Source organism: Methylococcus mesophilus, assembly GCF_026247885.1.
Taxonomy (GTDB): Bacteria; Pseudomonadota; Gammaproteobacteria; order Methylococcales; family Methylococcaceae; genus Methylococcus; species Methylococcus mesophilus.
In genome coordinates this window covers 3,586,043-3,605,574 of record NZ_CP110921.1, presented here as the reverse complement: position 1 = coordinate 3,605,574, position 19,532 = coordinate 3,586,043, and the positions used below count along the sequence as shown (strand labels likewise).

16 protein-coding genes and 1 tRNA gene are annotated in these 19,532 nt (G+C 63.2%); 9 read left to right on the top strand and 8 right to left on the bottom strand.

Annotated elements, in window-relative coordinates; translation table 11 throughout:
* Nucleotides 1-9 precede the first annotated feature (9 nt).
* Genes OOT43_RS17155 through OOT43_RS17145 form a run of 3 tightly spaced genes read right to left on the bottom strand, consistent with a single transcriptional unit; the run spans nucleotide 10 to nucleotide 3,137 of the window.
* Entirely contained in the window at nucleotides 10-1,194 is a 1,185-nt protein-coding gene (locus tag OOT43_RS17155; RefSeq protein WP_266021881.1) for an acyl-CoA dehydrogenase family protein, read from the bottom strand.
* Between the two features lie 9 nt (nucleotides 1,195-1,203).
* Nucleotides 1,204-1,764: an NAD(P)H-dependent oxidoreductase gene (locus OOT43_RS17150; protein ID WP_266021880.1), complete on the bottom strand. Its 561-nt coding sequence runs from the start codon at nucleotides 1,762-1,764 to the stop codon at nucleotides 1,204-1,206.
* Nucleotides 1,765-1,796: 32 nt separating this feature from the next.
* Nucleotides 1,797-3,137, bottom strand: a complete 1,341-nt coding sequence (locus tag OOT43_RS17145; RefSeq protein ID WP_266021878.1) for an OmpP1/FadL family transporter — start codon at nucleotides 3,135-3,137, stop codon at nucleotides 1,797-1,799.
* A gap of 462 nt (nucleotides 3,138-3,599) precedes the next feature.
* Here OOT43_RS17145 and OOT43_RS17140 point away from each other — a divergent pair, with 462 nt between their 5' ends.
* Nucleotides 3,600-4,925: an OmpP1/FadL family transporter gene (locus OOT43_RS17140; protein WP_266021876.1), complete on the top strand. Its 1,326-nt coding sequence runs from the start codon at nucleotides 3,600-3,602 to the stop codon at nucleotides 4,923-4,925.
* A 351-nt stretch (nucleotides 4,926-5,276) separates the two neighbouring features.
* Nucleotides 5,277-6,662: a ribonuclease J gene (locus OOT43_RS17135; RefSeq protein ID WP_266021874.1), complete on the top strand. Its 1,386-nt coding sequence runs from the start codon at nucleotides 5,277-5,279 to the stop codon at nucleotides 6,660-6,662.
* A gap of 94 nt (nucleotides 6,663-6,756) precedes the next feature.
* Here the strand turns inward: OOT43_RS17135 and OOT43_RS17130 are convergent, their stop codons facing one another.
* Nucleotides 6,757-8,349, bottom strand: a complete 1,593-nt coding sequence (locus OOT43_RS17130) for a serine hydrolase (protein WP_266021872.1) — start codon at nucleotides 8,347-8,349, stop codon at nucleotides 6,757-6,759.
* A 120-nt stretch (nucleotides 8,350-8,469) separates the two neighbouring features.
* On the opposite strand from OOT43_RS17130, the gene OOT43_RS17125 reads away from it, so the two are divergent.
* The gene (locus tag OOT43_RS17125; RefSeq protein ID WP_266021869.1) at nucleotides 8,470-8,739 is read left to right on the top strand and encodes a hypothetical protein; all 270 of its coding nucleotides are present in this window, start codon (nucleotides 8,470-8,472) and stop codon (nucleotides 8,737-8,739) included.
* A 145-nt stretch (nucleotides 8,740-8,884) separates the two neighbouring features.
* Here OOT43_RS17125 and OOT43_RS17120 read toward each other — a convergent pair whose 3' ends face one another.
* On the bottom strand, nucleotides 8,885-9,757 hold the full coding sequence (locus OOT43_RS17120) for a tRNA nucleotidyltransferase (protein ID WP_266021867.1): 873 nt from the start codon (nucleotides 9,755-9,757) through the stop codon (nucleotides 8,885-8,887).
* Between the two features lie 136 nt (nucleotides 9,758-9,893).
* On the opposite strand from OOT43_RS17120, the gene OOT43_RS17115 reads away from it, so the two are divergent.
* Complete coding sequence (locus tag OOT43_RS17115) at nucleotides 9,894-10,952, top strand: histidine decarboxylase, pyruvoyl type (protein ID WP_266021866.1); 1,059 nt, start codon at nucleotides 9,894-9,896, stop codon at nucleotides 10,950-10,952.
* 74 nt (nucleotides 10,953-11,026) lie between these two features.
* Nucleotides 11,027-12,199, top strand: a complete 1,173-nt coding sequence (gene dinB, locus OOT43_RS17110; protein ID WP_266021865.1) for a DNA polymerase IV — start codon at nucleotides 11,027-11,029, stop codon at nucleotides 12,197-12,199.
* Nucleotides 12,200-12,238: 39 nt separating this feature from the next.
* Here the strand turns inward: dinB and OOT43_RS17105 are convergent, their stop codons facing one another.
* The gene (locus OOT43_RS17105; RefSeq protein ID WP_266021864.1) at nucleotides 12,239-13,153 is read right to left on the bottom strand and encodes a LysR family transcriptional regulator; all 915 of its coding nucleotides are present in this window, start codon (nucleotides 13,151-13,153) and stop codon (nucleotides 12,239-12,241) included.
* A 99-nt stretch (nucleotides 13,154-13,252) separates the two neighbouring features.
* Here OOT43_RS17105 and OOT43_RS17100 point away from each other — a divergent pair, with 99 nt between their 5' ends.
* The 3 genes from OOT43_RS17100 to OOT43_RS17090 are packed head-to-tail and all read left to right on the top strand — an operon-like array spanning nucleotide 13,253 to nucleotide 15,165.
* Nucleotides 13,253-13,855: an FMN-dependent NADH-azoreductase gene (locus tag OOT43_RS17100; RefSeq protein WP_266021863.1), complete on the top strand. Its 603-nt coding sequence runs from the start codon at nucleotides 13,253-13,255 to the stop codon at nucleotides 13,853-13,855.
* Nucleotides 13,856-13,888: 33 nt separating this feature from the next.
* Entirely contained in the window at nucleotides 13,889-14,317 is a 429-nt protein-coding gene (locus OOT43_RS17095) for a DoxX family protein (RefSeq protein WP_266021862.1), read from the top strand.
* The gene (locus tag OOT43_RS17090; RefSeq protein WP_266021861.1) at nucleotides 14,314-15,165 is read left to right on the top strand and encodes a pirin family protein; all 852 of its coding nucleotides are present in this window, start codon (nucleotides 14,314-14,316) and stop codon (nucleotides 15,163-15,165) included. Before OOT43_RS17095 ends, OOT43_RS17090 begins: the two co-directional genes overlap by 4 nt.
* Nucleotides 15,166-17,131: 1,966 nt before the next feature.
* Here the strand turns inward: OOT43_RS17090 and OOT43_RS17085 are convergent.
* A tRNA-Glu gene (locus tag OOT43_RS17085) sits at nucleotides 17,132-17,207 on the bottom strand.
* 100 nt (nucleotides 17,208-17,307) lie between these two features.
* The gene (gene cmoA, locus OOT43_RS17080; RefSeq protein ID WP_266021860.1) at nucleotides 17,308-18,036 is read right to left on the bottom strand and encodes a carboxy-S-adenosyl-L-methionine synthase CmoA; all 729 of its coding nucleotides are present in this window, start codon (nucleotides 18,034-18,036) and stop codon (nucleotides 17,308-17,310) included.
* Nucleotides 18,037-18,109: 73 nt separating this feature from the next.
* Between cmoA and pcnB the strand changes: the two genes are divergently transcribed.
* Nucleotides 18,110-19,522 carry a polynucleotide adenylyltransferase PcnB gene (gene pcnB, locus OOT43_RS17075; RefSeq protein ID WP_266021859.1) on the top strand — a complete coding sequence of 471 codons (1,413 nt, stop codon included), beginning with the start codon at nucleotides 18,110-18,112 and terminating at the stop codon, nucleotides 19,520-19,522.
* The last annotated feature ends 10 nt before the right edge of the window (nucleotides 19,523-19,532 follow it).

The following is a 19,532-nucleotide window of genomic DNA, read 5'->3' as shown; positions in this document are numbered from 1 at the left end:
GCCTCCGGGTTATTCGCCGCCCGCCTCGAACAGTTCGAGCGGCAGCCCGACCAGGGTCTTGCCGATCCATTCGCGGGCGATGTTGTTGGACGGTCCCATGCCGATGCCGGCGCGGGCGTCGCGGAAGATGCGCTCCAGCGGGCCGCGCTTGTAGCCGTAGCCGCCGCTGACGTCGAGGGCGTTGCGCGCCGAGATGTTGGCGACCTCGGCCGCGTGCACCTTGAATTCGGTGAGCGGGATGAGAATCTGCCCCTGCGGCTGGCCGGCGGCCTGCAAGTCGTCGAGGCGCCTGGCCAGTTCGGTCTGCCAGGGCCGGAGGCTCTCCACCAGCACCTTCGACTCGCCCAGTTGCTGGCGCAGCACCTGGTAATCCGACAGCTTCTTGTCGAAATCGCGGTGATGGGTGCCGGTGAGATGTTCGGAGGCTTTCTCCAGGGCGGCCCGTGCCACGCCATGCCAGACCGAGCCGAGTCCGATCAGATAGACCGGCGAAACGCCGTGGTAGACGATGTCCTTGCCCTGGCCTTCCTCGCCCAGGCGGTCGCGTGCGTGGATTTTGACGTCGCGGTAGCTGATCGGGCCGCTGTGGTTGCCGCGCACGCCCAGCGCTTCCCAGCCGCCGTGGGAAATGCCATCCAGCTTGGAGTCGACGATGAAAAAGCTGATGTCGGTTGGCCCCTTGGCGCCGGGGGAGCGGGTCTGGAACAGGTAGTAATCCGCCTGGCCCGCGCTGGTGGTGAAGGATTTTTCGGCGTTGAGGCGGTAATACTCGGCACCGTCCCGCGCGGCTTCGCTGAAGTTGAACCACCAGTGGCCGCCGGAGGCTTTCTCGCTGGTCGAGTAGGTGCCGAGCAGGCCGTCCCGTGCCGGTTTCAGCCAACGTTCCTTCTGGTCGTGGTTGCCGAACAGGTTGATGGTCTGCACCGCGCCGGTGTGCATGACGTAGACCAGGCCGGTGGAGGCGCAAGCCCGGCCGATTTCTTCGGCGACGATGGAGAAAGCTACGTGGTCCAGCCCCAGGCCGCCGTATTCCTTGGGGATCAGGACGCCGTTCCAGCCGGCTTTGCCCAGGGCATTGAGGTTTTCGCGGGGGAAAATGCCGTCGCGGTCGATTTTCTCGGCGTTGGGGCGGATGACTTCGTCGACCAGGCTGCGGATTTCGCTGCGGATTTTGTCGTAGTCGTGTGCTGACATGGTTTTCTCTCAGGCGGCTTGGGTGGCAGGAAGGGTTTGATTGAGGGCGATGCCGACGGCCTGGCGGGCGGCGGCTTCGATGCGCTCCAGGAGCACCGGGTCGGCGAAGCGCTGTCCGTCGAACAGTTGCTCGGCGGCATAGACGCCGGACGGCACGGTGAATGCACCGAAGAAGCCGAACAGCGGCCGCAGCTGGTGTTCGACGATCAGTGCGTGCTTGTCGCCGCCGCCGGTGGCGCCGAGGATGACCGGCTTTTCGTTCAGGGCCTTGGGGTCGAGCAGATCGAACAGATGCTTGAACAGCCCGGTGTAGGCCCCCTTGTAGACGGGGGTGACGGCGACGAGGATGTCGGCTGCCGCAATGGAGGTCAGCGCCGCCTTGCCGACGCTGCCCAGTTCGTTGGGATTGCGGGCGGGGCCCACCACCGGAGCGAGTTCCGCCAGTTGCAGTATCTCGGCCTCGGTCGCGGCATGGCGGCGGATCGCCTCCACGATCTGTCCGGCCAGCGCCAGGGTCTTGGAAGGCGAGCCCAGATTGCCGGATACGACCACGGTTTTTAACGTACTCATGAAATACCTGTCGGGTAATGGAACGGTAGATGTCAGAAGCTGAAATTGGCGCCGGCGCCGATGGCCCACTCGCTGGCGGTGACCTGATAGTTGCCCAGCGCCAGCGTGGAACGGCTGGTGTTTTCGCTGAAGGCATAGGCACCGAAACCGTCGAGCCGGAAATGCGGGGTGAAGGCATAGCCCAGCCCCGCGGTCAGGGTGTTCTGCCAGATGACCGGGGCCAGCGTGGTCTGCACGACCTTGGTCAGGTCGTTCTGCGCCAGGACGCCGGGTACGGCGGTGTTCAGCGGCAGGGTGCCGACGCCGTCCAGGCCGCCCAGCGAGCCGTTGGGACTGTTCAAGAGCAGCGAGGAGGCATAGCTGTAGCCCGCCCGGAACTGCCAGGCGTCCAGCGTGTACTGTCCGCCCAGCATGGTCAGGAACTGGTCCTGATAGATGTCCTGGTAAAGCTCGGCGTTGGACCAGTTCTTCCAGGCCACGTCGACTTCGAGCAGGAGGTTCGGGACGATGTCGGTAGCAACGCCCCAGGTGACTTCGAGCGGCTGCGCCACCTTCACCGACTGATACTGGTCGTAGCCGTTGACGGTGGTCGACAGGATGCTGTGGTAGTCGTATTGCAACGGGCTCTTGATCGAGGCGCTTAGGGTCCATTCCGGCGCGACCTTGTAGGTGGCCCCGAGCGCGCCGCGCAGCGAGATGTTGTGCACGCTGGAGGTGGTGCCGCCGAAATTGCCGGAGAGCCCCTGCAGGCCGGTGGTGCTGCCGGTAGTGCCGAGCTGGCCCAAGCCGAAGCCCAGGGTCAGCGCCGCGCCGAGGGACAGATCCGGAGTGACTTCCCAGGCCGCGCCGAGATTGCCGCTGAAGGACAGCAACTCCACCACCAGAGGCAGCGTGGCCGCCCCGCCGGCACCGGCGCCGCCCAATCCCAGCCCTGCGCCGGCATTGACCGGACTGGTCCGGTAGTCCGCGCCCAGACCGGAATCCACGCCGATACCGCCCGCCAGCACGAATCCCGGCAGCACCTCGCCGCTCACCGCCACGTCCGGTATCACGTAGTTGCGGGCGGCGCTGGTCGAGGTATGGCTGTAACCGTTATTTGTCTGGGTATTGTCGACGTTCGGTTCCAGCAAGCCGGCACCGATCTCGAAATGGACGCTCTTGAACCGGGTCAGGGTGGCGGGGTTGCCGAACAGGGCCGCCGAGACTTCCTGCGGGTTGGTATAGGCCGCGCCCGCCATGCCGCCGGCGATCGGCTTCATGCTCAGGTTGAGGTCGGTGCCGGTATTCAGCGCGTAGGCCGAGGTCGAAACCAGCGCGTTGGCCGCCAGCAGATAGATTCCGGGCGCCCCTGTGAGCCGTTTTGTCGTGTGCATGCTGTTTTCCCCTTGCTTGAGTAGTCCTGATTCGGATGCGCCGGCTTTCCCGCCGATTCGCGGAAACGGCCGGCGCACAGATCGCTTGCAGGGGATATCGCAGCGTTCGTGCCACTGTCTAACTCATTGATAAATATTAACCCGTGTAGTTCTTTGATGGACGTGGCTGCCGCTGCAACGGCAACGGTGCGTTCGGGTTGCCGCTGTGGCGGCAGATGTCGCCGGGACTTCGAGAGCCCGGCTGAAACGGAAGTTGGCGTCGCACCGCCGTATTTGGGACACTGTTATTTGTGAATAAAAATATTCGTTTTTAGTCTTTTAAGGAATTTAAGAATTCGGATACATTGCCCTCCCAACAGCCGAGCCGACCGGTCCGCCGGAAGCCAGCGCGTTCTAGCGAACCGCTGGCTTTTTTGTCGGCTTTTTCCGGGTCTAGCCCTTATCCGCAAAGGAAAAACAAGCATGCGAGAGCGCATATCATCTTCGGCGTGGCGATTGATCGGGGTAGCGGCGGGGTTGCTGCCGGCGGTACCGGTCCTGGCGACGGACGGCCACGTGCTGCACGGGGTGGGTTCGGTCAACCAGGCCATGGGCGGCGCCGGCATCGCGACCTCCATCGACGCTATCGGCTCGAACTACAACAACGTCTCTTCGATTTCGTTCCTGGAGAAGGATTCGGTCGAATTCGGCGCGGAATTGTTCATTCCCGACCGCAGCTTTTCGGCTTCGACGCCGTTCGCATCGGGCAGGGTCGACAGCAGCACGCGGGAAGCGGTGATCCCCAGCGTCGGCTTGGCCTACAAGATCGACCAGGACTGGACCTTCGGCTTCACCGCGCTGGGGATTGGCGGCTTCGGGGTGGATTACCCGGCGAACCTGCCCAATGCCAGCGGCAACTTCAACCCGCTTGCGGTGCCGCAGCAATTCGGCGGGTTCGGTTCGATCTATTCCAACTACCAGCTGATGCAGATCACGCCTTCGATCGCCTACCGGCTCAACCGGGATTTTTCTGTAGGTGTCGGTTTCAATCTGGACTGGGCTTCGCTCGCCGTGGACCCCTGGCCGGCCACGCCGCCCAATGCCTCGGGCTATCCCAGCGGCTCGCACGCAGCGACGAGCTGGGGTCAGGGATTCACCGTCGGCGCAACCTACCAGGCGCTGTCGAATCTGGCACTGGGCTTGAGTTTCAAGAGCCCGCAGTGGTTCAGCGATTTCGGCTGGGATTCCCAATATCCGAACGGCACGCCGGCCAAATTCCAGTTCCAGCTCGATTACCCGATGATCGTCGGTGGCGGCTTGAGCTACAAACCGGTCGAGGACCTGATCCTCGCCGCCGACTTGAAGTGGATCAATTACAGCGGGACCAACGGCTTCGAGAAGAAGAATTTTGCGGCTTCGGCGTCCGGCCCCTACGTCCAGGGCTTCGGCTGGGAGAACATCTGGACGGTCGCGCTCGGGGCGCAATACAGGATCACGCCCCGGTTCACCCTGCGGGCAGGGTACAACTACAGCGACAATCCCATTCCTTCGGACCAGCAGTTCTTCAACGTCTTCGCGCCGGCCATCGTTCAACATCACCTGACGCTGGGTGGGGGCTTCAATTTCACGCCCGCCCTGGAGTTGAACCTCGCCTATTACCATGCCTTCCAGAATGACGTCTCCGGATCTTTCATCAGCAGCGGCGGACCCGGCTATCCGGCGATGAACCAGCCGATTCCGGGCACCAGTGTCACCAACCGGCTGGCCGAGAATTCGGTATCGGCCCAGGTGGTCTACCGGTTCGATTAGTTTGCGGCACTCCTCCTCGACTCTCGGTGGCGGGTTTCACCTCGGGTGAACGCCACCGATTCTTTTTTTGAGGTCCGAAGTCACGACATCTCCGAAGCTCATATCCTGGGCTTTCGGCGGTTGGGATTTAGGAAGCGAATCTTCCCGGCTCGCCTTCGTCACATGCTGCGGCGCCGGTTGCGGCGCGCTAGAATAATCCGGTATGTGCCCGTGAGCCTGTTCAGTTGACGGGCCGGGCTTTCCGAGCGGCTGGCGGCGGAATGGAGCTGCCGGCGGCCACCCCAGCTGTATCGTGTTCAAGCGGTCCGCGCTCCGGCGGATTCTCCAAATAAGAGCGGCTTTGAGTACCTCATGATCCCCGCCCGCGGCGAGTGCCTCTTCCTGCCCCTGGGCGGAACCGGCGAAATCGGCATGAACCTGACGCTGTACGGCCACGACGGCGCATGGATCGCGGTGGATATGGGCATCACCTTCGGCGGCGACGATTTCCCGGAACATGCCGTGATGATGCCCGACCCGGCGTTCGTCGCGGCCCGCCGCGAACGTCTCGCAGGCATCGTCCTGACCCACGGCCATGAAGACCACGTGGGTGCCCTGCCCTACCTCTGGAAACGGCTGCGCTGTCCGGTCTATGCGACTCCCTTCACTGCGGCGTTGGCGCGAACCAAGCTCGCGCGCGCCGGAATCGACGACGCGCCGCTCGTCGAAATCTCCCCTGGAAAACGGTTCCAGATCGGACCGTTCGCGGTCGAATACATCGTCATGACGCATTCCATCCCGGAACCCAATACGCTGCTGATCGGCACACCCGTCGGCGCCGTCCTGCATACCGGCGACTGGAAACTGGACGACCGTCCCGTGGTGGGACGCGGCTACGACCACTCCCGGCTTTTCGCCCTTCGGCGCGAACCGTTGTTGGCAATGGTCTGCGATTCCACCAACGCCATGGTCCCCGGCCGCACCGGCTTCGAGGGCGACTTGTACGAACCGCTGCTGGCATTGGGAGCGGAGGCGGCGGGACGCATGGTCGTGACGGCCTTCGCCAGCAACATCGCGCGCCTCGTCACCCTGGCGCGGGTCGCCCGGACCTTGGGACGGCGCTTCGGCGTGGTAGGCCCTGCGATGGAACATATGGTGGCCGTCGCCCGCGCTACCGGCCACTGGCCGGACGATCTGCCCGAACTCGTGGAAGCCCGCCACATCGGGCATCTGCCCCGCGGCGAGGTCTTCGCTGCCTGCACCGGCAGCCAGGGCGAACCCCGGTCGGCATTGGCACGGCTCGCCCAGGACCTGCATCGCGACCTGTTGCTGGACGCCGGCGATACCGTCGTCTTCTCGTCACGGGTGATACCCGGCAACGAGCGCGCGGTTGCACGGATTCATCAGCGCCTGCGTGAAACCGGTGTCCACCTGGTGACCGACGCCGAGGCGATGGTGCATGTATCCGGCCATCCCGCCCAAGAAGACCTGCGCCGGCTCTATGAGTGGGTCCAGCCGCCGGCGGTGATTCCGGTGCACGGGACGCCGAGGCATCTCGCCGCCAATGCGGAACTGGCGGCCGCCTGCCACGTTCCGCATGCCTGCGTCGTCCAAAACGGCGACATCTGCCGCTTGAGCCGGGCGGGCATACAGAAACTCGACGAGATCGAAACCGGGCGGCTCTTTGTCCAGCCCGACGGCCGGCTGGCTCCGGTGCCCAAGGATATCCTGCGGGAGATGCGCACAAAGGTGCACTGATCGGCCAGGTGCCGGACGCACGGGGCGGAGGCACCGGCGATCAAGGCGGACAGCCTTGCGTGAATGCGGACCTGATCGCGTCCGATCGGGAATGTTACGGATGGCGGCCCCGTCGTTTAGGCAGGATCCGCACGCCTTCCTCGAAATTTTCGACTTCAAGGGCCCGAACCCGGCCCGCCGAATCCGCCCGGAACCAGACAGCGGCGGTACCCACGGCATTTTCTCCCACCGGCTCGTAGGCGAACTGGTCGCCGCTCCAATGGCTCAGCCGGAAGCGCTTCGGCTCGGGCCCCAACGCCAGGACGAGATCGTTGCCGGCCCTCGACACCTCGGCCTCCCCGTAATAGGCGTTTGCATAGGTCCCCACGTAGGCCCGCAGGTCCCGGGACGGGGCCGGATTCGGCGGACGTGGGCGCCCTGCGAGCACACCCGGGTTGGCGTACATCGGGGCGAATATCGGGGTCAACGCGGTCAGCCAGTCGCGCTGCACCCGCCCCGTCTCCACCATATCCAGGAAGCTGGCGTTGAGCGCTTCGGGAATGCCGATGGGACTCCCATTGGTAAGCGTGATGACACCCAGGTTTTCCGACGGCAGCAGCGCGAAGCTCGTCGCGGCACCGAGCAGGAACGCCCCGGAATGGCCGAGCCGGACCCGGCCGGTGCCGTCGTCGCTGACACCTACGCCATAGCCGTAGGACGAACTGCGGTAATCGGGCCGCGACGTCGAAGAGGAGCGGATCTGCGGTGTCAGCGCCTCGACCAGCGGCTCGCGGGCAACCATCGCTTTCCCGTCCGGCGTGCCGAGCGCAAGGACCAGGCGCATCCACTGCGCCATGTCCTTGACGCTGGAACTGACGCCTCCGGCGGGACTTTGCGCATCCGGCTGGCGCACATGACGCGCAACCCAGCTTCCACCTTCACGCACATGCCCGACCGCCCGGTTGCGCCGGGCGAGATAGCCGGAGAACTCCGAACTCGTCGACGTCATGCCGAGGGGCTCATAGATGAGCTCTTGGGACAAACGGGCCCAGGTGGTACCGCGTGCCGCCGCGACCGCCTCTGCCGCGGCGGTCAGGCCGAAGTTGGTATAGGTATGCGTCACCCGGAACGGACTTAACGGCAGGTAGCGCAGTCGACGCAGCACTTCCGCGCGGCCGTAGCCCAAATCTTCCAGCGAATCGCCGGCGTGGTCCGGCAGCCCGCTGCGGTGGCTGTAAAGATCGCCGACAGTCAGGTTCCGCGTGACGTACGGGTCGGAAAGGCGAAACCAGGGCAGCATTTCGGCGACCGGCCTGTTCCAGGCGGTCCAGCCGCGGCCCGCTGCCGCAGCGACCACGGTTGCGCCCACGGACTTTGAAACCGACGCCAGCTGGAATACCGTGTCTGCGTCAACGGGCTCCGGATGGCCGGCTTTGCGGATGCCGAAACCCCGGCTGTAGACGACCTGATCGTTGCGGACGACGGCCACGGCCATCCCCGGCAGGCCGGTCCGCTCCATCAGGCCATGGGCCAAGCCGTCGATAGCGGCAATGGCCCGATCGATCTGCTCGGAGGAAACCTCCACCGCCGACCAGAGCGGCGGCGCCACCTCTGCCGTGGCCGCAGCAGCAGCGAAACTTGCCGAAAGAAGAAGGGCGAATCCCGCAGGAAATCCCCCCGCTATCCTGAACGATCCGGGAATGTGCATGGACGTAATATCCGTTGATGAAGGTAACGCCGGGTGACCCGGAGCTGTCATCTGCCGGCAGGCAAATTGCAAGACACCGGGGCAATACTGCCCTTTGGAAATCGAATCGCGGGTGATCCCATGAACTTCGTCCTGTGGTTTGTCGGCGGCTGGTGCCTGTTCCTGCTCATGTGCGGCATGGCCGCCAAGGCCAGGCTCGGCTGGGTCCGCTGGGTCGAATACCCCATCGATCTCGAAATCGCGGAGGTGCTCCGGCGGCACGCGGTAACGCACCCCTCGGAGCCGCGCGGCCGGCCATGTGGCCTGTCCACAAAAGCTGTGGAAAACCCGTGCACCCAGGTGCTGATAGCCCCGAATCCCGCCGGCCCGAGGTGCCTGGTCAAAAACTGACCAGTTCCCGGAACATCCGGCGATGTCCGGCCGAGCGGTACGAATCGCCAGGGCGTGTGAAGCGTGGCGATTTTGTCGGGCGGTCCTGATGAACTGACGACGGCAGACACCTTCCCGCCGCCGAATCCGCCGTTTGCCAAGCACCCTATGTCCCTGAACTCGACCAGCGTTCGGAGCGGAACGCCTTGGCGATCGCCGCGGCGCGGGCTTCCTGCAACCCGTCCGCGCCCTGGAAGCCGCCAGCCTCCTCGACACCAGCGCAGGCCTTCAACGCAACGCCCAACAGGCTGGCCTTGGGATACTCCTCAGCCGTGTGTCCCCGGTAGGCGCGGTAGTCGCATGCGCAAAGCGTCAGCAATTGGCCGAAGCGATCCGGACGGTCGAACGCCCCCACCCGCTCCAGCATTGCGGCGATGGGCCCCGCACGCACTTCCGTGACCCGGTGCACCCGCTCGCATTCGCTCAGCGCCAATAGCGCGAGTTCGCGGCACTCCTCAGGCACGCCGAAACGCTCGCACAGCGCCTCGATGCGTGGACGCCCCCGCTCGACGTGGCGATAATGAACCGGAAGGTGCTCGGCCGGAGAGTCCGACTTGCCGATGTGCATCACCAGCGCGGCGAAGCGAACCGGCAGTGGCGCGTCGCAGCGCGCCGCCTCGTCCAGAACGCGCAGCAGGTGTTGGCCGATATCGACCTGGGGAGGGTCGTCCGCTATCTGCGGGACGCCGAACAGGGCCGCCACTTCCGGCAATACCAGCCGTAACGCCCCGCAACCGGAAAGTGCGACGAACATGTTCGACGGTCTTTGGCCCATCAGGCCGCGGGCCAGTTCCCGCCATGCTGCGGCTGAAAGCTCATCGCCGATCCCGGCGGCCGGCAGCCGTTCGAACATGAGGTCCAACGTGGGGTCGTCCGGCATTCCGCCAGAGCCCGCGGACAACGCCGCCAGCCGCAGGACGCCGAGCAGCGGATCGGTCTCCACGAGGTCCGCGGGCAGGAAGGTATTTTCGGAAGCCATGCCGGTAAGTGTATTGCCAATGCCGCCAGCGTGAAACCAAGACCTGCGGGCGTCAACCGCAAAAGGGGCTCGTTTCGGTAAACTCACTGCAACTTCGCGGGCGATCGCACCGCGGCCCGGTCAGAGGGGACACACAGTGGAAACAAGCCTTGCAAATCCGGCTCGAACCGTCCCTTACGCGACAGCGGCCCTCGCAACGATCCTGGCCGTCCTGGACGTGCTGACGCCGTTCTCCGCCGGCGTTCTGGCCCGAAGCGATCCCCAGGCGGCGATTCCTGGAGCGTCACCGGCTTTGTCGCTGCCGGAGGTCGTCAAGGGAGCGGTCGGTCCCTTCCCCTCCCATTCCGACGGATACGGCAATCCGGGCGCCAGCGGCCTGGGGTACATCGCCTTGATCACCTTGCACACCGGCCAGACGCGAAGAGAACTGGCCATAACCGGACAAACCGGAGAAGGCCTGGACGGAACCTTGGCTTTCGATCGCGCGGAAGCGGGCGGGGCCTATCTGGGACAAGTCAACCTCATCGTGGCCTCGTCCTTCATCGGAATCAATGGCGCCATCTGGGGGTATGACGTTGCCAAGGCATCGGAGATCGGCGAACGCAAGCTGTTCGAGATACCGGAACCGAAGACGGGCGGCATCCCTGTCTACCCCGCCGATCCGCTTCTGGACGCCGCATCGCGTCTCCTGGGCACCCGGGATACCCCGCGATTTCCTTTGCTCCCCGGCGCTCAGGTCATCGCCGCCCACAAGGAGATCACGGCGCGGGGGCCGGCAACGGTCTGGTGCGGCGTCGCCATAGGCATCGCCGAGCATCGCGATACCGACGCAAGCGCGATCATGGAGCTATGCGGCAAACGTAGAGGCCGATCCAGCCGAGACCCGACGGGGGAGTTCTACTTTCGCCTGATACGCCAGAATCTCGCAAAGAGCGTGATGCGCGTCGGAGCGAATCAAGGCGTGAGGTACCGGGAAATATTCGTGGGGATCAAACGCGAAGCCGTACCGGAGGGTTCGGTCGGTCACGCCATGGCCACCGCTCCTTACATCGTTCTCGCGAAGAACGCCGTGCCGCCGGGAGGCCCCGAAAAACTCCCGGAAATGAACATCTCCGCTTGGGAACGGGCGCTTCAAGGGCGCCCGCCCCACCAAGCCGATCCGGCCGCCGGTTCACCGCCCGATCGCAAGCCTTGAAGCCCCAAGCCCTGCAGGCGGGTTGTAGGCAGCCATGGCCCACCGAACTCCGCGGTTGCGCTACGATGCCGCGCATGGAACGCCGCATCGCCCACCTGGACATGGATGCCTTCTACGCATCCGTCGAACTGCTCCGCTACCCCCAGCTCAAGGGGTTGGCGGTCGTCGTCGGCGGCCGGCGCGGCGCCGGCCCGGAACCGGGTGCGGACTTGAAGGACTTCGCCCGCCTGCGCGACTACGTCGGGCGCGGTGTCGCAACCACGGCGAGTTACGAAGCGAGGGCCTTGGGGGTGCATTCCGCCATGGGACTGATGAAGGCGGCCGCTCTGGCACCCGACGCCATCCTGCTGCCCGCCGACTTCGACGAATATCGCCGTTACTCCCGGCGCTTCAAGGCCGCCGTCGCCGAAATCGCTCCGTGCATCGAGAACCGCGGGATTGACGAGATATACATCGATCTGACGGACGTGCCGGGCGAAACGGCAGCGCTGGCCCGGCGGATCAAGGACGCTGTCAGACGCGCCACGGGCCTCGGCTGCTCCATTGGCGTGACGCCCAACAAGCTGCTCGCCAAGATCGCCTCGGAACTGGAAAAACCGGACGGATCGACCGTACTGACGTACGCGGACGTTCCCGCTCGCATCTGGCCGTTGCCGCCGCGCAAGATCAATGGCATCGGCCCGAAGGCGAGCCTCAAGCTCGAGGCTCTGGGCATCCGGACGATCGGCGAACTGGCCCGGGCCCCCCTGAACCTCCTGGTGGAACATTTCGGCAAGCACTACGGACACTGGCTGAACCAAGCGGCAAACGGGCGTGACGAACGCCCGGTCGTCACGGCGAGCGAGCCGAAATCCCTCAGCCGCGAAACGACCTTCGAGCGGGACCTGGACCCGCGCCAAGACCGCGAGGTGCTGTCGCGGATTTTGATTTCCCTCTGTGAACGCCTGAGCGGGGACCTCGCCCACAAGGGCTATTCGAGCAGGACCATCGGCGTCAAATTGCGCTACGACGACTTCCGCACCGTGACGCGTGACAAAACGCTCACGGCTCCGATCAGCGATCCGCAGGCGATACTGAGTACGGCGAGAGCCTGCCTCAAGCGGGTGCCGCTGGATCGCAGGCTGCGGTTGCTCGGCATCCGCGCCTCGTCGCTGTCGCGGCCCGGCGGGACGGACACGGCCGGCAGTCCGGGCTCCCGCCAGCCCAGCGAAAACATGAAAGGGGAAAATCTGCGGCTGTTCGACTGAAGGGCGGCGGCGAGTACATCGCATCCGGGTCCTGCCGGCCTAGCCGGCGCTCGTCTTGGGGCAGTGCCGCGAAATGCCGGCGCGGATGAGTTCCGCGATCCGCAGTGCGCCGGGACCCGCGGCATCGCGGTCGGCGAAGATCAGGTAGAGAGTCGCCCAGCGCTCCGCGCCCTCCCGAAGCGGCAGCGGTTTCAGTTCGCCGGCCTCGAGTTCCTTCCGGATGGTATCTTCGGCATACCATGCGTACCCTAGCCCCATGCAGGCGGCGCGTACGGAGGTCTCCTTGTGGGTCACCGTCCAGCGCCGTTCGTTAAGCCACCCGGGGGTACGGCTCCGATCGCGGCTGGAATCGCGCACCACCAGATGCCGGTGTTGGCTCAAGTCCTCGAGGGTCAGCGGCCGGCCGAGCCGGTGCAGGAGATGATCCGGGTAAGCCGCGGAGATGAAGCGTACCCGCATCACCGGATCGCCGACGAATCCGGGCGGGATCGACGACCCGATGGCCAGGTCGGCGCTGCCCTCCAGCAAGGCCTCATCGGTTCCGCTCAGCACCGATTCGATCAGTTCGACGCGGATTTCCGGCTGCTCTTCCGCAAAGCGCCCGATGCACTCCAGCAGCAGCCAGGTGGGAAAAATCGTGTCCACTGCGAGCCGCAGCTCCGGTTCCCATCCCGCCGCGAGGCCGGCCGCCACTCGCTCCAGTCGCAACGCCTCCTCCATCAGCATCTTGCCGCGCCGATACAGCACTTGGCCGCCAGCGGTGAGGACAGCCTTGCGCCCCTGCATTTCGAACACTTTGACGCCCAGGAGACGCTCGAACTTCTGCACGGCGTAGGTCAGCGTCGACTGGCTCTTGTGCAGTTGATCTGCTGCACGCGCGTAACCACCCGCCTCCACTACTGCGATGAGTGTCCGCCACTGATCCAGAGTAATCTTCGGAAAAGCCGCCGTCATTATCGATACAGTCGATCTATATAGCGGAGATAATCTGCTTTTTTATCGATTCAATCAATTGTTCAATAGGATCACCTGATATCCCGAAGGAGGTACGCTATGAACACCCTATTGCAGATCAACACCAGTCTGTTTTCGGAAGAGGGGCACTCGTCGCGCCTGGCGCACAGGTTGGTACGGGCTTGGCGGTCGCGGCACCCGGAAGACCGCTTAATCGTACGCGACTTGGCGAAAGCCCCTCCGCCCCACCTCACGGCGGAGCGGGTTCGGGCCTTCGCCACGCCGCTCGACGCACGTACCGACGAACAACGGGCGCACGCCGCTTATTCGGACGCACTGATCGACGAGCTGCGGCAAGCGGACATCATCGTGCTGGGACTGCCAATGTACAACTTCGGCGTACCATCGGCGCTCAAGGCCTATTTCGACCATGTGGCGCGGGCCGGTGTTACCTTCCGCTATACCGGGAACGGGCCGGTTGGCCTCCTGGGCGACAAAAGGGTCTACGTGCTGGCCACGCGCGGCGGAGCCTACCGCGGTACGGCAAAGGACACGCAGACCGTATACGTCGAAGATTTCTTCAACTTCGTAGGTATCGGCGACGTCCGGTTCATCTACGCGGAGGGGCTGAATCTCGGCCAAGAGCGGCAGCATGCCGCCCTCGCGGAAGCCCATGCTCAGATTGACCGCCTGCTCACCTGATCGTCCGTCAAGTCATCTACGCGGAGCACCTCGATGAAACCCTTGAATGCATTCGCTGAATTCTTCGGCCGCAGCTTTCTGGCAGCAGTCTTCCTGATTTCCGGCTTGGGCAAGCTCGGCCATTACGCCGGAACGCAAAGCTACATGGCTTCCGCCGGTGTGCCGGGAGAGCTGCTGCCCGCCGTGATCGCGCTGGAAACGGCCGGCGCTCTCGCCGTCGTCATCGGTTGGCGGACGCGGCTCGCTGCGGTTACGCTGGCGGTCTTCAGTCTTCTGGCGGCCGTGATCTTCCACACCGACTTCCAGGATCAAATCCAGAGGATCCTGTTTCTGAAGAACGTCGCCATCGGCGGCGGGTTCCTGCTGCTGTTCGTCCACGGCGCTGGTCCCTGGAGCCTGGATGCCAAGCGTCGCAGCCCTCGTACCGGCAACCCCGAGCAAATGACGGAGGACTCCCCATGACCACCCGGACTCTCGACCGCGTCATCCCTTCCATCGCCGCTTCCGACGGCGGCGGGGTGAACCTGCGGCGCAGCCTCGGCAGCTCGCAGACGCTGCGCCATGATCCCTTCCTCCTGCTGGACGAATTCTTTTCGGATGATCCGGACGATTACATCCGCGGATTCCCCGCGCATCCGCACCGAGGCTTCGAGACCGTCACCTACATGCTCGACGGCCATATGCGCCATGAGGACAGTGTCGGTCACCGCGGCGACCTCGGTCCAGGCGATGTGCAGTGGATGACCGCAGGGCGCGGGATCATCCATTCCGAGATGCCGCAGCAGACCGAAGGTCGGATGCGCGGCTTCCAGCTCTGGATCAACCTCCCGGCCCGGGAAAAAATGAAGCCGGCGGCCTACCGCGACATACCGGCGCGCGAGATACCGGCCCTGGCGCTGGAAAATGGAGGCGAGGTCCGTGTGATCGCCGGCACGCTGATTGCAGGCGAGCATCGCGTCTCCGGTCCGATCCAGGGTCTGAGCACCGAGCCGCTGTATTTCGACATGCATATTCCGGCCGCTTCCGTCTTCACGGTTCCCGTCCCCGCAGGCCACAACGGACTCCTTTACCTTTATGACGGCACGGCGACCGTCGGCGGCGACCGCCAGACACTGCCGCATCGCGCCGCCGGCCTTCTCACGAAGGGGGAAACGGTCCGCCTCGAAGCGGGACCGCAAGGGGCGCGATTGCTCCTGCTCGCCGGGAAACCCTTGAGAGAACCCATCGTCCAGCACGGCCCCTTCGTAATGAACACGCGCGAAGAGATCGAGCAGGCATTGGCAGACTACCGGGACGGCACTTTGGCTTGATCGGGCGGGAGGGGTGACCAATGAACGCGGCAAGGAAAATCCGGACGACGAAGTTTCGGTCCGTACGGGGTGGTCTGGATGCTACCGGCTTCGAGAAGCTGGAATTTCCGTTCAAGCCGGACCGTCTCCTGATCGCCATACGGGCGACATCATCCTGTAAATCTTTCCCGCCAGACTGAAGCCTGCCACGTTCGGACCAGACCGAAAACGGGCTACGGCGTGACACCCCCTAGTTCACGCCGGCGTGGCATTCTTGCCGGGATGGGCGGGAGATTTCCCAAGTCCCGCAGTGGCTTCGCGCGACTGCGGGCTTTTTTTGGCGATCCTCGACTCCTACTGCTGTGGCTGCGCTTGTTGCTGTTGCATTTGCTTTGCGCGTAACGCCCCCACCAACACCGTCGCAGCCCTCCGTCGCTTCTCCGTCCGCTGGATATCTTCCTAGGCGTTATCGTAAGCCTATGCCCGTTGCGTATGGACCCGCTACCCCGTCAACTGACGCTGATAAGTCTTTTCCGCCGAATATTGTTGAGGCTTTGCTGGCATGGATTCTATCAACAGGTGGCGCGGCCGGGTGCGGGTGCGGCTCCGGTCACTGCCCTTGACGCTCAACTGCAAGGTCGGCGCGATACCCGAAAACGGAGATTCAATAAGGCGGAAAAATAGAATTTAGATACCGACCACAAACCGCGAGCACGTCAGTCGCCCTCGACATCCAGCCGGGGAGAGGCGGTATCCCATCTTTGAATATATCCATGCGTAAATCCAGCGAAAACCCGCTAGACTGGGAGTGAATCCGGAATTCACCTTCCTCCCAGAATTCCAGTCGAGCACACTATTGGAGGAATGAAGAATTTTCCTGTTTGATTCATCACATTAGAAATCTGACTCAGTTTATTCATAGATAGCATTTTTCGGCCTTGGGGCCGGCTTTTGGAGCCTGAAAAATTTCTTTTAATCATGCGGTCGCTATTAGTTAAAAAGGTAATACCATATACCAGCCACTCACCCCGATCCCACAGAAATGGGGGATATATGACATTACTTTTTTATCATTAGTATCATCGATGGCAATTCTGTTGCACGACGTCGGAAACCGACTACACTTGAGACTGTCACGCCGGCGCTGGTCCCTTCCGCACCTCACCCGCCGCTGGCGTGGCCACTTTTCCACGTTTACATGCCTGTGATCCCGGCGACATGATTGCGTAACTTCCGCCTGGGACACTGGGAGCGCCAAGCCGAACTTTGGCCAGGGACGTGATTCATGGGCAACAGCGGCGGCATGGCCTGCCTTTTATACCTTGCCGGGATCGGGAAAAGATCGGACTTACCCTATGCAATAGCCGGTTCTTTTTTGCTTATCGTCTCGGCACAACCGCAAAAACCTACTTGGGGGACTTTATGTTAGGCGCAATATCGTTGTTGGTGGCTCACCTTAGCGTCGCAGGTTTTAACGCTCCGGCTGAAATTGAGGTCGGAACGACAGATTGCGCGCACGCGCTCAATGCTCTTCTTACTCAAGGTCCTGTGAATCGGATCGAGTCAACTGAGGAGCTAGGGAATGGTGGGGTTCTTTACACACTGGTCGGCGACCGGTTTAGAGTGAAAGCACCCGCAGTACCGGTAGCAAATCTCATCTGCGCGGTTAAGCGGGCTGATGATGGTGAAGTTAAGTAACTAGCCCCAGGTCAAAAGGATCTCATACCGACATGGACGAACAGTAACCCCCGGCAAATGCACCGGGGGTTCATTGCAAACCTCGAGCCCACAGCACCATAGCCGCCACGCCAATTGGCTCCAGATGTGCAAGGATCAGTCTAAGCTGGCCAGACTGTGAGAGCGGATATCGGCAGCGTAGAGACGAAAAACAGGGCTATTCGTCCGCCATTTTCCGCATTCTGCCGTAGACGTGTTTCCGTATTTTTTCCGTACGGTCGCCGCCTTGAATCGTAAGCGATTGATTTTATGGCGTCCCCAGGGGGATTCGAACCCCCGTCGCCGCCGTGAGAGGGCGGTGTCCTGGGCCTCTAGACGATGGGGACTAATTTGCAGAGTTGGCAGCCCCGGAGGCATCCGGATGCCGCTCAACCGTCTTGAGGAGGGCGAAGAATACTACAAAACCGCGTGCATCGCCATATGCCCTCACTTGACGGCCACGATGCCGACGAAGTTGTACCACTTGAAGAACACGTCGACGTAGCGGAAGCCGGCCAACTTGAGCATCTCGAGGTTTTCCGCCAGTTTGTACGGTACCAGGACGTTTTCCAGGGCCTCGCGCTTCTGGGCGATCTCCAGCTCGGTATAGCCGTTGCGCTTCTTGAATTCGTAGTAGTACTTGATGAATGAACGATTGAAAAGGGAGCTTTCGCCCAGCACTTTCTCCACCAGAAACAGCGCGCCGTTTTCCTCCAACCCTTCGTGTATGGCCTTGACCATCCGATCGCGGTAGAGCGGGCGGACGAACTGCAAGGTAAGTATCATCAGGGCAAGCGATGCCTTCTCCATGGCGATCCCCTGGTTCAGATCGGCATGGATCAGTTCGACGGCGTTGGCGAAAACGCGCCCGGCCATCTTGGCGCGGCATTTGGCCAGCATCTCTTCCGAGTTGTCGACACCGACGAGAGTAAGCCCGCGCCGCCCGATCGCCTGGTCCAGGCCGATCAAGGTGGTACCCGTGGAGCAGCCGAAATCGTAGACGCGGGTGTCCGGCGCGGCGAAGTCGCCGGCCATTTCGGCGATCATGCGCTGCAGTTCGGCATAGAAGGGCACCGAACGCTCCAACATGTCGTCGAACACGGTCGCTACGTTCTCGCCAAAGCCGAAGTCGTCGAGGAACGACTGCGACTGCCTATAAATTTCGTCTTTAGACATCGGGTTCCGGATTTCGACGAGTGGCGCCAAAACCGCAAGGGGCGCTCGATTGAGCCCGTCTTTCACCTGAGTTATGATTCATATACAACTTCCTATAACCAAACAACCAACAAATCCTCTGGAACTCTTCGCCTTAATCAAACGGTTGATCGGTGCGCTACGCCCCGCCGCCACGGCAGCCCCGGTTCCCGTTGCTTCCGGCCCGCGGATTTATTCCCGTTCCGAACACTCGATCTCGCGCACGCTGATCAGCGACAATGCGCTGAAGGTGCTCTATCGCCTGCGTAAAGCGGGCTATCAGGCCTATCTGGTCGGCGGCTGCGTACGCGATCTGCTGCTGGGGCGGGAGCCGAAGGATTTCGACGTGGTCACCGATGCCCACCCGGAGGAAATCAAGGCCGTTTTCCGGAACTGCCGGCTGATCGGGCGCCGCTTCCGCCTCGCCCATGTGCACTTCGGCGAGGAGATCATCGAGGTCGCCACCTTCCGCGCCCTGACCCGCGAGCCACACGACGACCATGTTACCGAAGGCGGACGCATTCTGCGCGACAACGTCTACGGCACCATCGAAGAAGACGCCTTCCGGCGCGACTTCACGGTCAATGCGCTGTATTACAACATCAGCGACTTCTCGGTGATCGATTACGTCGGAGGCATGGACGACCACCGCAATGCATCGCTGCGGCTGATCGGTGATCCCGAACAGCGCTACCGCGAGGATCCGGTGCGGATGCTGCGGGCGATCCGGTTTGCGGTGAAGCTCGGCTTCACCCTGCATCCGAGCTGCGCCGAGCCGATTCACCGGCTGGCGGAGCTGCTGCGCGACATTCCGGCGGCCCGGCTTTACGACGAAATCGTCAAATTGTTCCTGGCCGGATACGCGGTGCAAACCTTCGAGCAGCTTCGCCATTTCCGGCTGTTCGGTTCGCTGTTCCCGGAAACGGAAAGCTGCCTGGCCCGCGAAAGCGGTGGGTTCCCGGTGACTTTCGTAGCCAAGGCTTTGGAGCGTACCGACCAGCGCGTGCAGGAAGACAAGGCGGTCGCGCCCTACTTTCTTTTCTCGGCATTGCTATGGGAGCCGGTGCGCAGCCGGGCCGAAGCCCGGATCGCCGAGGGAGAAAACGCCATCCTGGCCTATCAGGAGGCGGCGTCCGAAGTCATCTCCCGGCAAGCCCGCCACACGGCCTTTCCCAAGACGATTGGAATTCCGATGCGGGAAATCTGGCTGCTCCAGTCCCGCTTCGACAAGACCCAAGGCGGGCGCCCTTTCCGGCTCTTGAGCCATCCGCGTTTCCGCGCCGCCTACGACTTCCTGGTGCTGCGCGCCGAAACCGGCGAAGCCGAACCCGAGCTGGCGGAATGGTGGACCCGCTTCCAATCCGCCGACGAGGCCGAGCAGAAGGCCATGACCCGCACCGGCCGCAAGCCCAGCGGGAAATCCAGACCCCGGAAACGGCGCCGGCGTGCGCCGGTAGCGGCGGCCTGACCCTTTCCGG

Bases quoted from the DNA above. Each gene is read 5' to 3' on its own strand.
- OOT43_RS17095 (WP_266021862.1), top strand. From the start codon at position 13,889: ATGAAACCCTTGAATGCATTCGCTGAATTCTTCGGCCGCAGCTTTCTG.
- OOT43_RS17130 (WP_266021872.1), bottom strand. From the start codon at position 8,349: ATGCACATTCCCGGATCGTTCAGGATAGCGGGGGGATTTCCTGCGGGA.
- dinB (WP_266021865.1), top strand. From the start codon at position 11,027: ATGGAACGCCGCATCGCCCACCTGGACATGGATGCCTTCTACGCATCC.
- OOT43_RS17155 (WP_266021881.1), bottom strand. From the start codon at position 1,194: ATGTCAGCACACGACTACGACAAAATCCGCAGCGAAATCCGCAGCCTG.
- OOT43_RS17100 (WP_266021863.1), top strand. From the start codon at position 13,253: ATGAACACCCTATTGCAGATCAACACCAGTCTGTTTTCGGAAGAGGGG.
- OOT43_RS17090 (WP_266021861.1), top strand. From the start codon at position 14,314: ATGACCACCCGGACTCTCGACCGCGTCATCCCTTCCATCGCCGCTTCC.
- pcnB (WP_266021859.1), top strand. From the start codon at position 18,110: ATGATTCATATACAACTTCCTATAACCAAACAACCAACAAATCCTCTG.
- OOT43_RS17150 (WP_266021880.1), bottom strand. From the start codon at position 1,764: ATGAGTACGTTAAAAACCGTGGTCGTATCCGGCAATCTGGGCTCGCCT.
- OOT43_RS17140 (WP_266021876.1), top strand. From the start codon at position 3,600: ATGCGAGAGCGCATATCATCTTCGGCGTGGCGATTGATCGGGGTAGCG.
- OOT43_RS17105 (WP_266021864.1), bottom strand. From the start codon at position 13,153: ATGACGGCGGCTTTTCCGAAGATTACTCTGGATCAGTGGCGGACACTC.
- OOT43_RS17145 (WP_266021878.1), bottom strand. From the start codon at position 3,137: ATGCACACGACAAAACGGCTCACAGGGGCGCCCGGAATCTATCTGCTG.
- OOT43_RS17120 (WP_266021867.1), bottom strand. From the start codon at position 9,757: ATGGCTTCCGAAAATACCTTCCTGCCCGCGGACCTCGTGGAGACCGAT.
- OOT43_RS17135 (WP_266021874.1), top strand. From the start codon at position 5,277: ATGATCCCCGCCCGCGGCGAGTGCCTCTTCCTGCCCCTGGGCGGAACC.
- OOT43_RS17125 (WP_266021869.1), top strand. From the start codon at position 8,470: ATGAACTTCGTCCTGTGGTTTGTCGGCGGCTGGTGCCTGTTCCTGCTC.
- cmoA (WP_266021860.1), bottom strand. From the start codon at position 18,036: ATGTCTAAAGACGAAATTTATAGGCAGTCGCAGTCGTTCCTCGACGAC.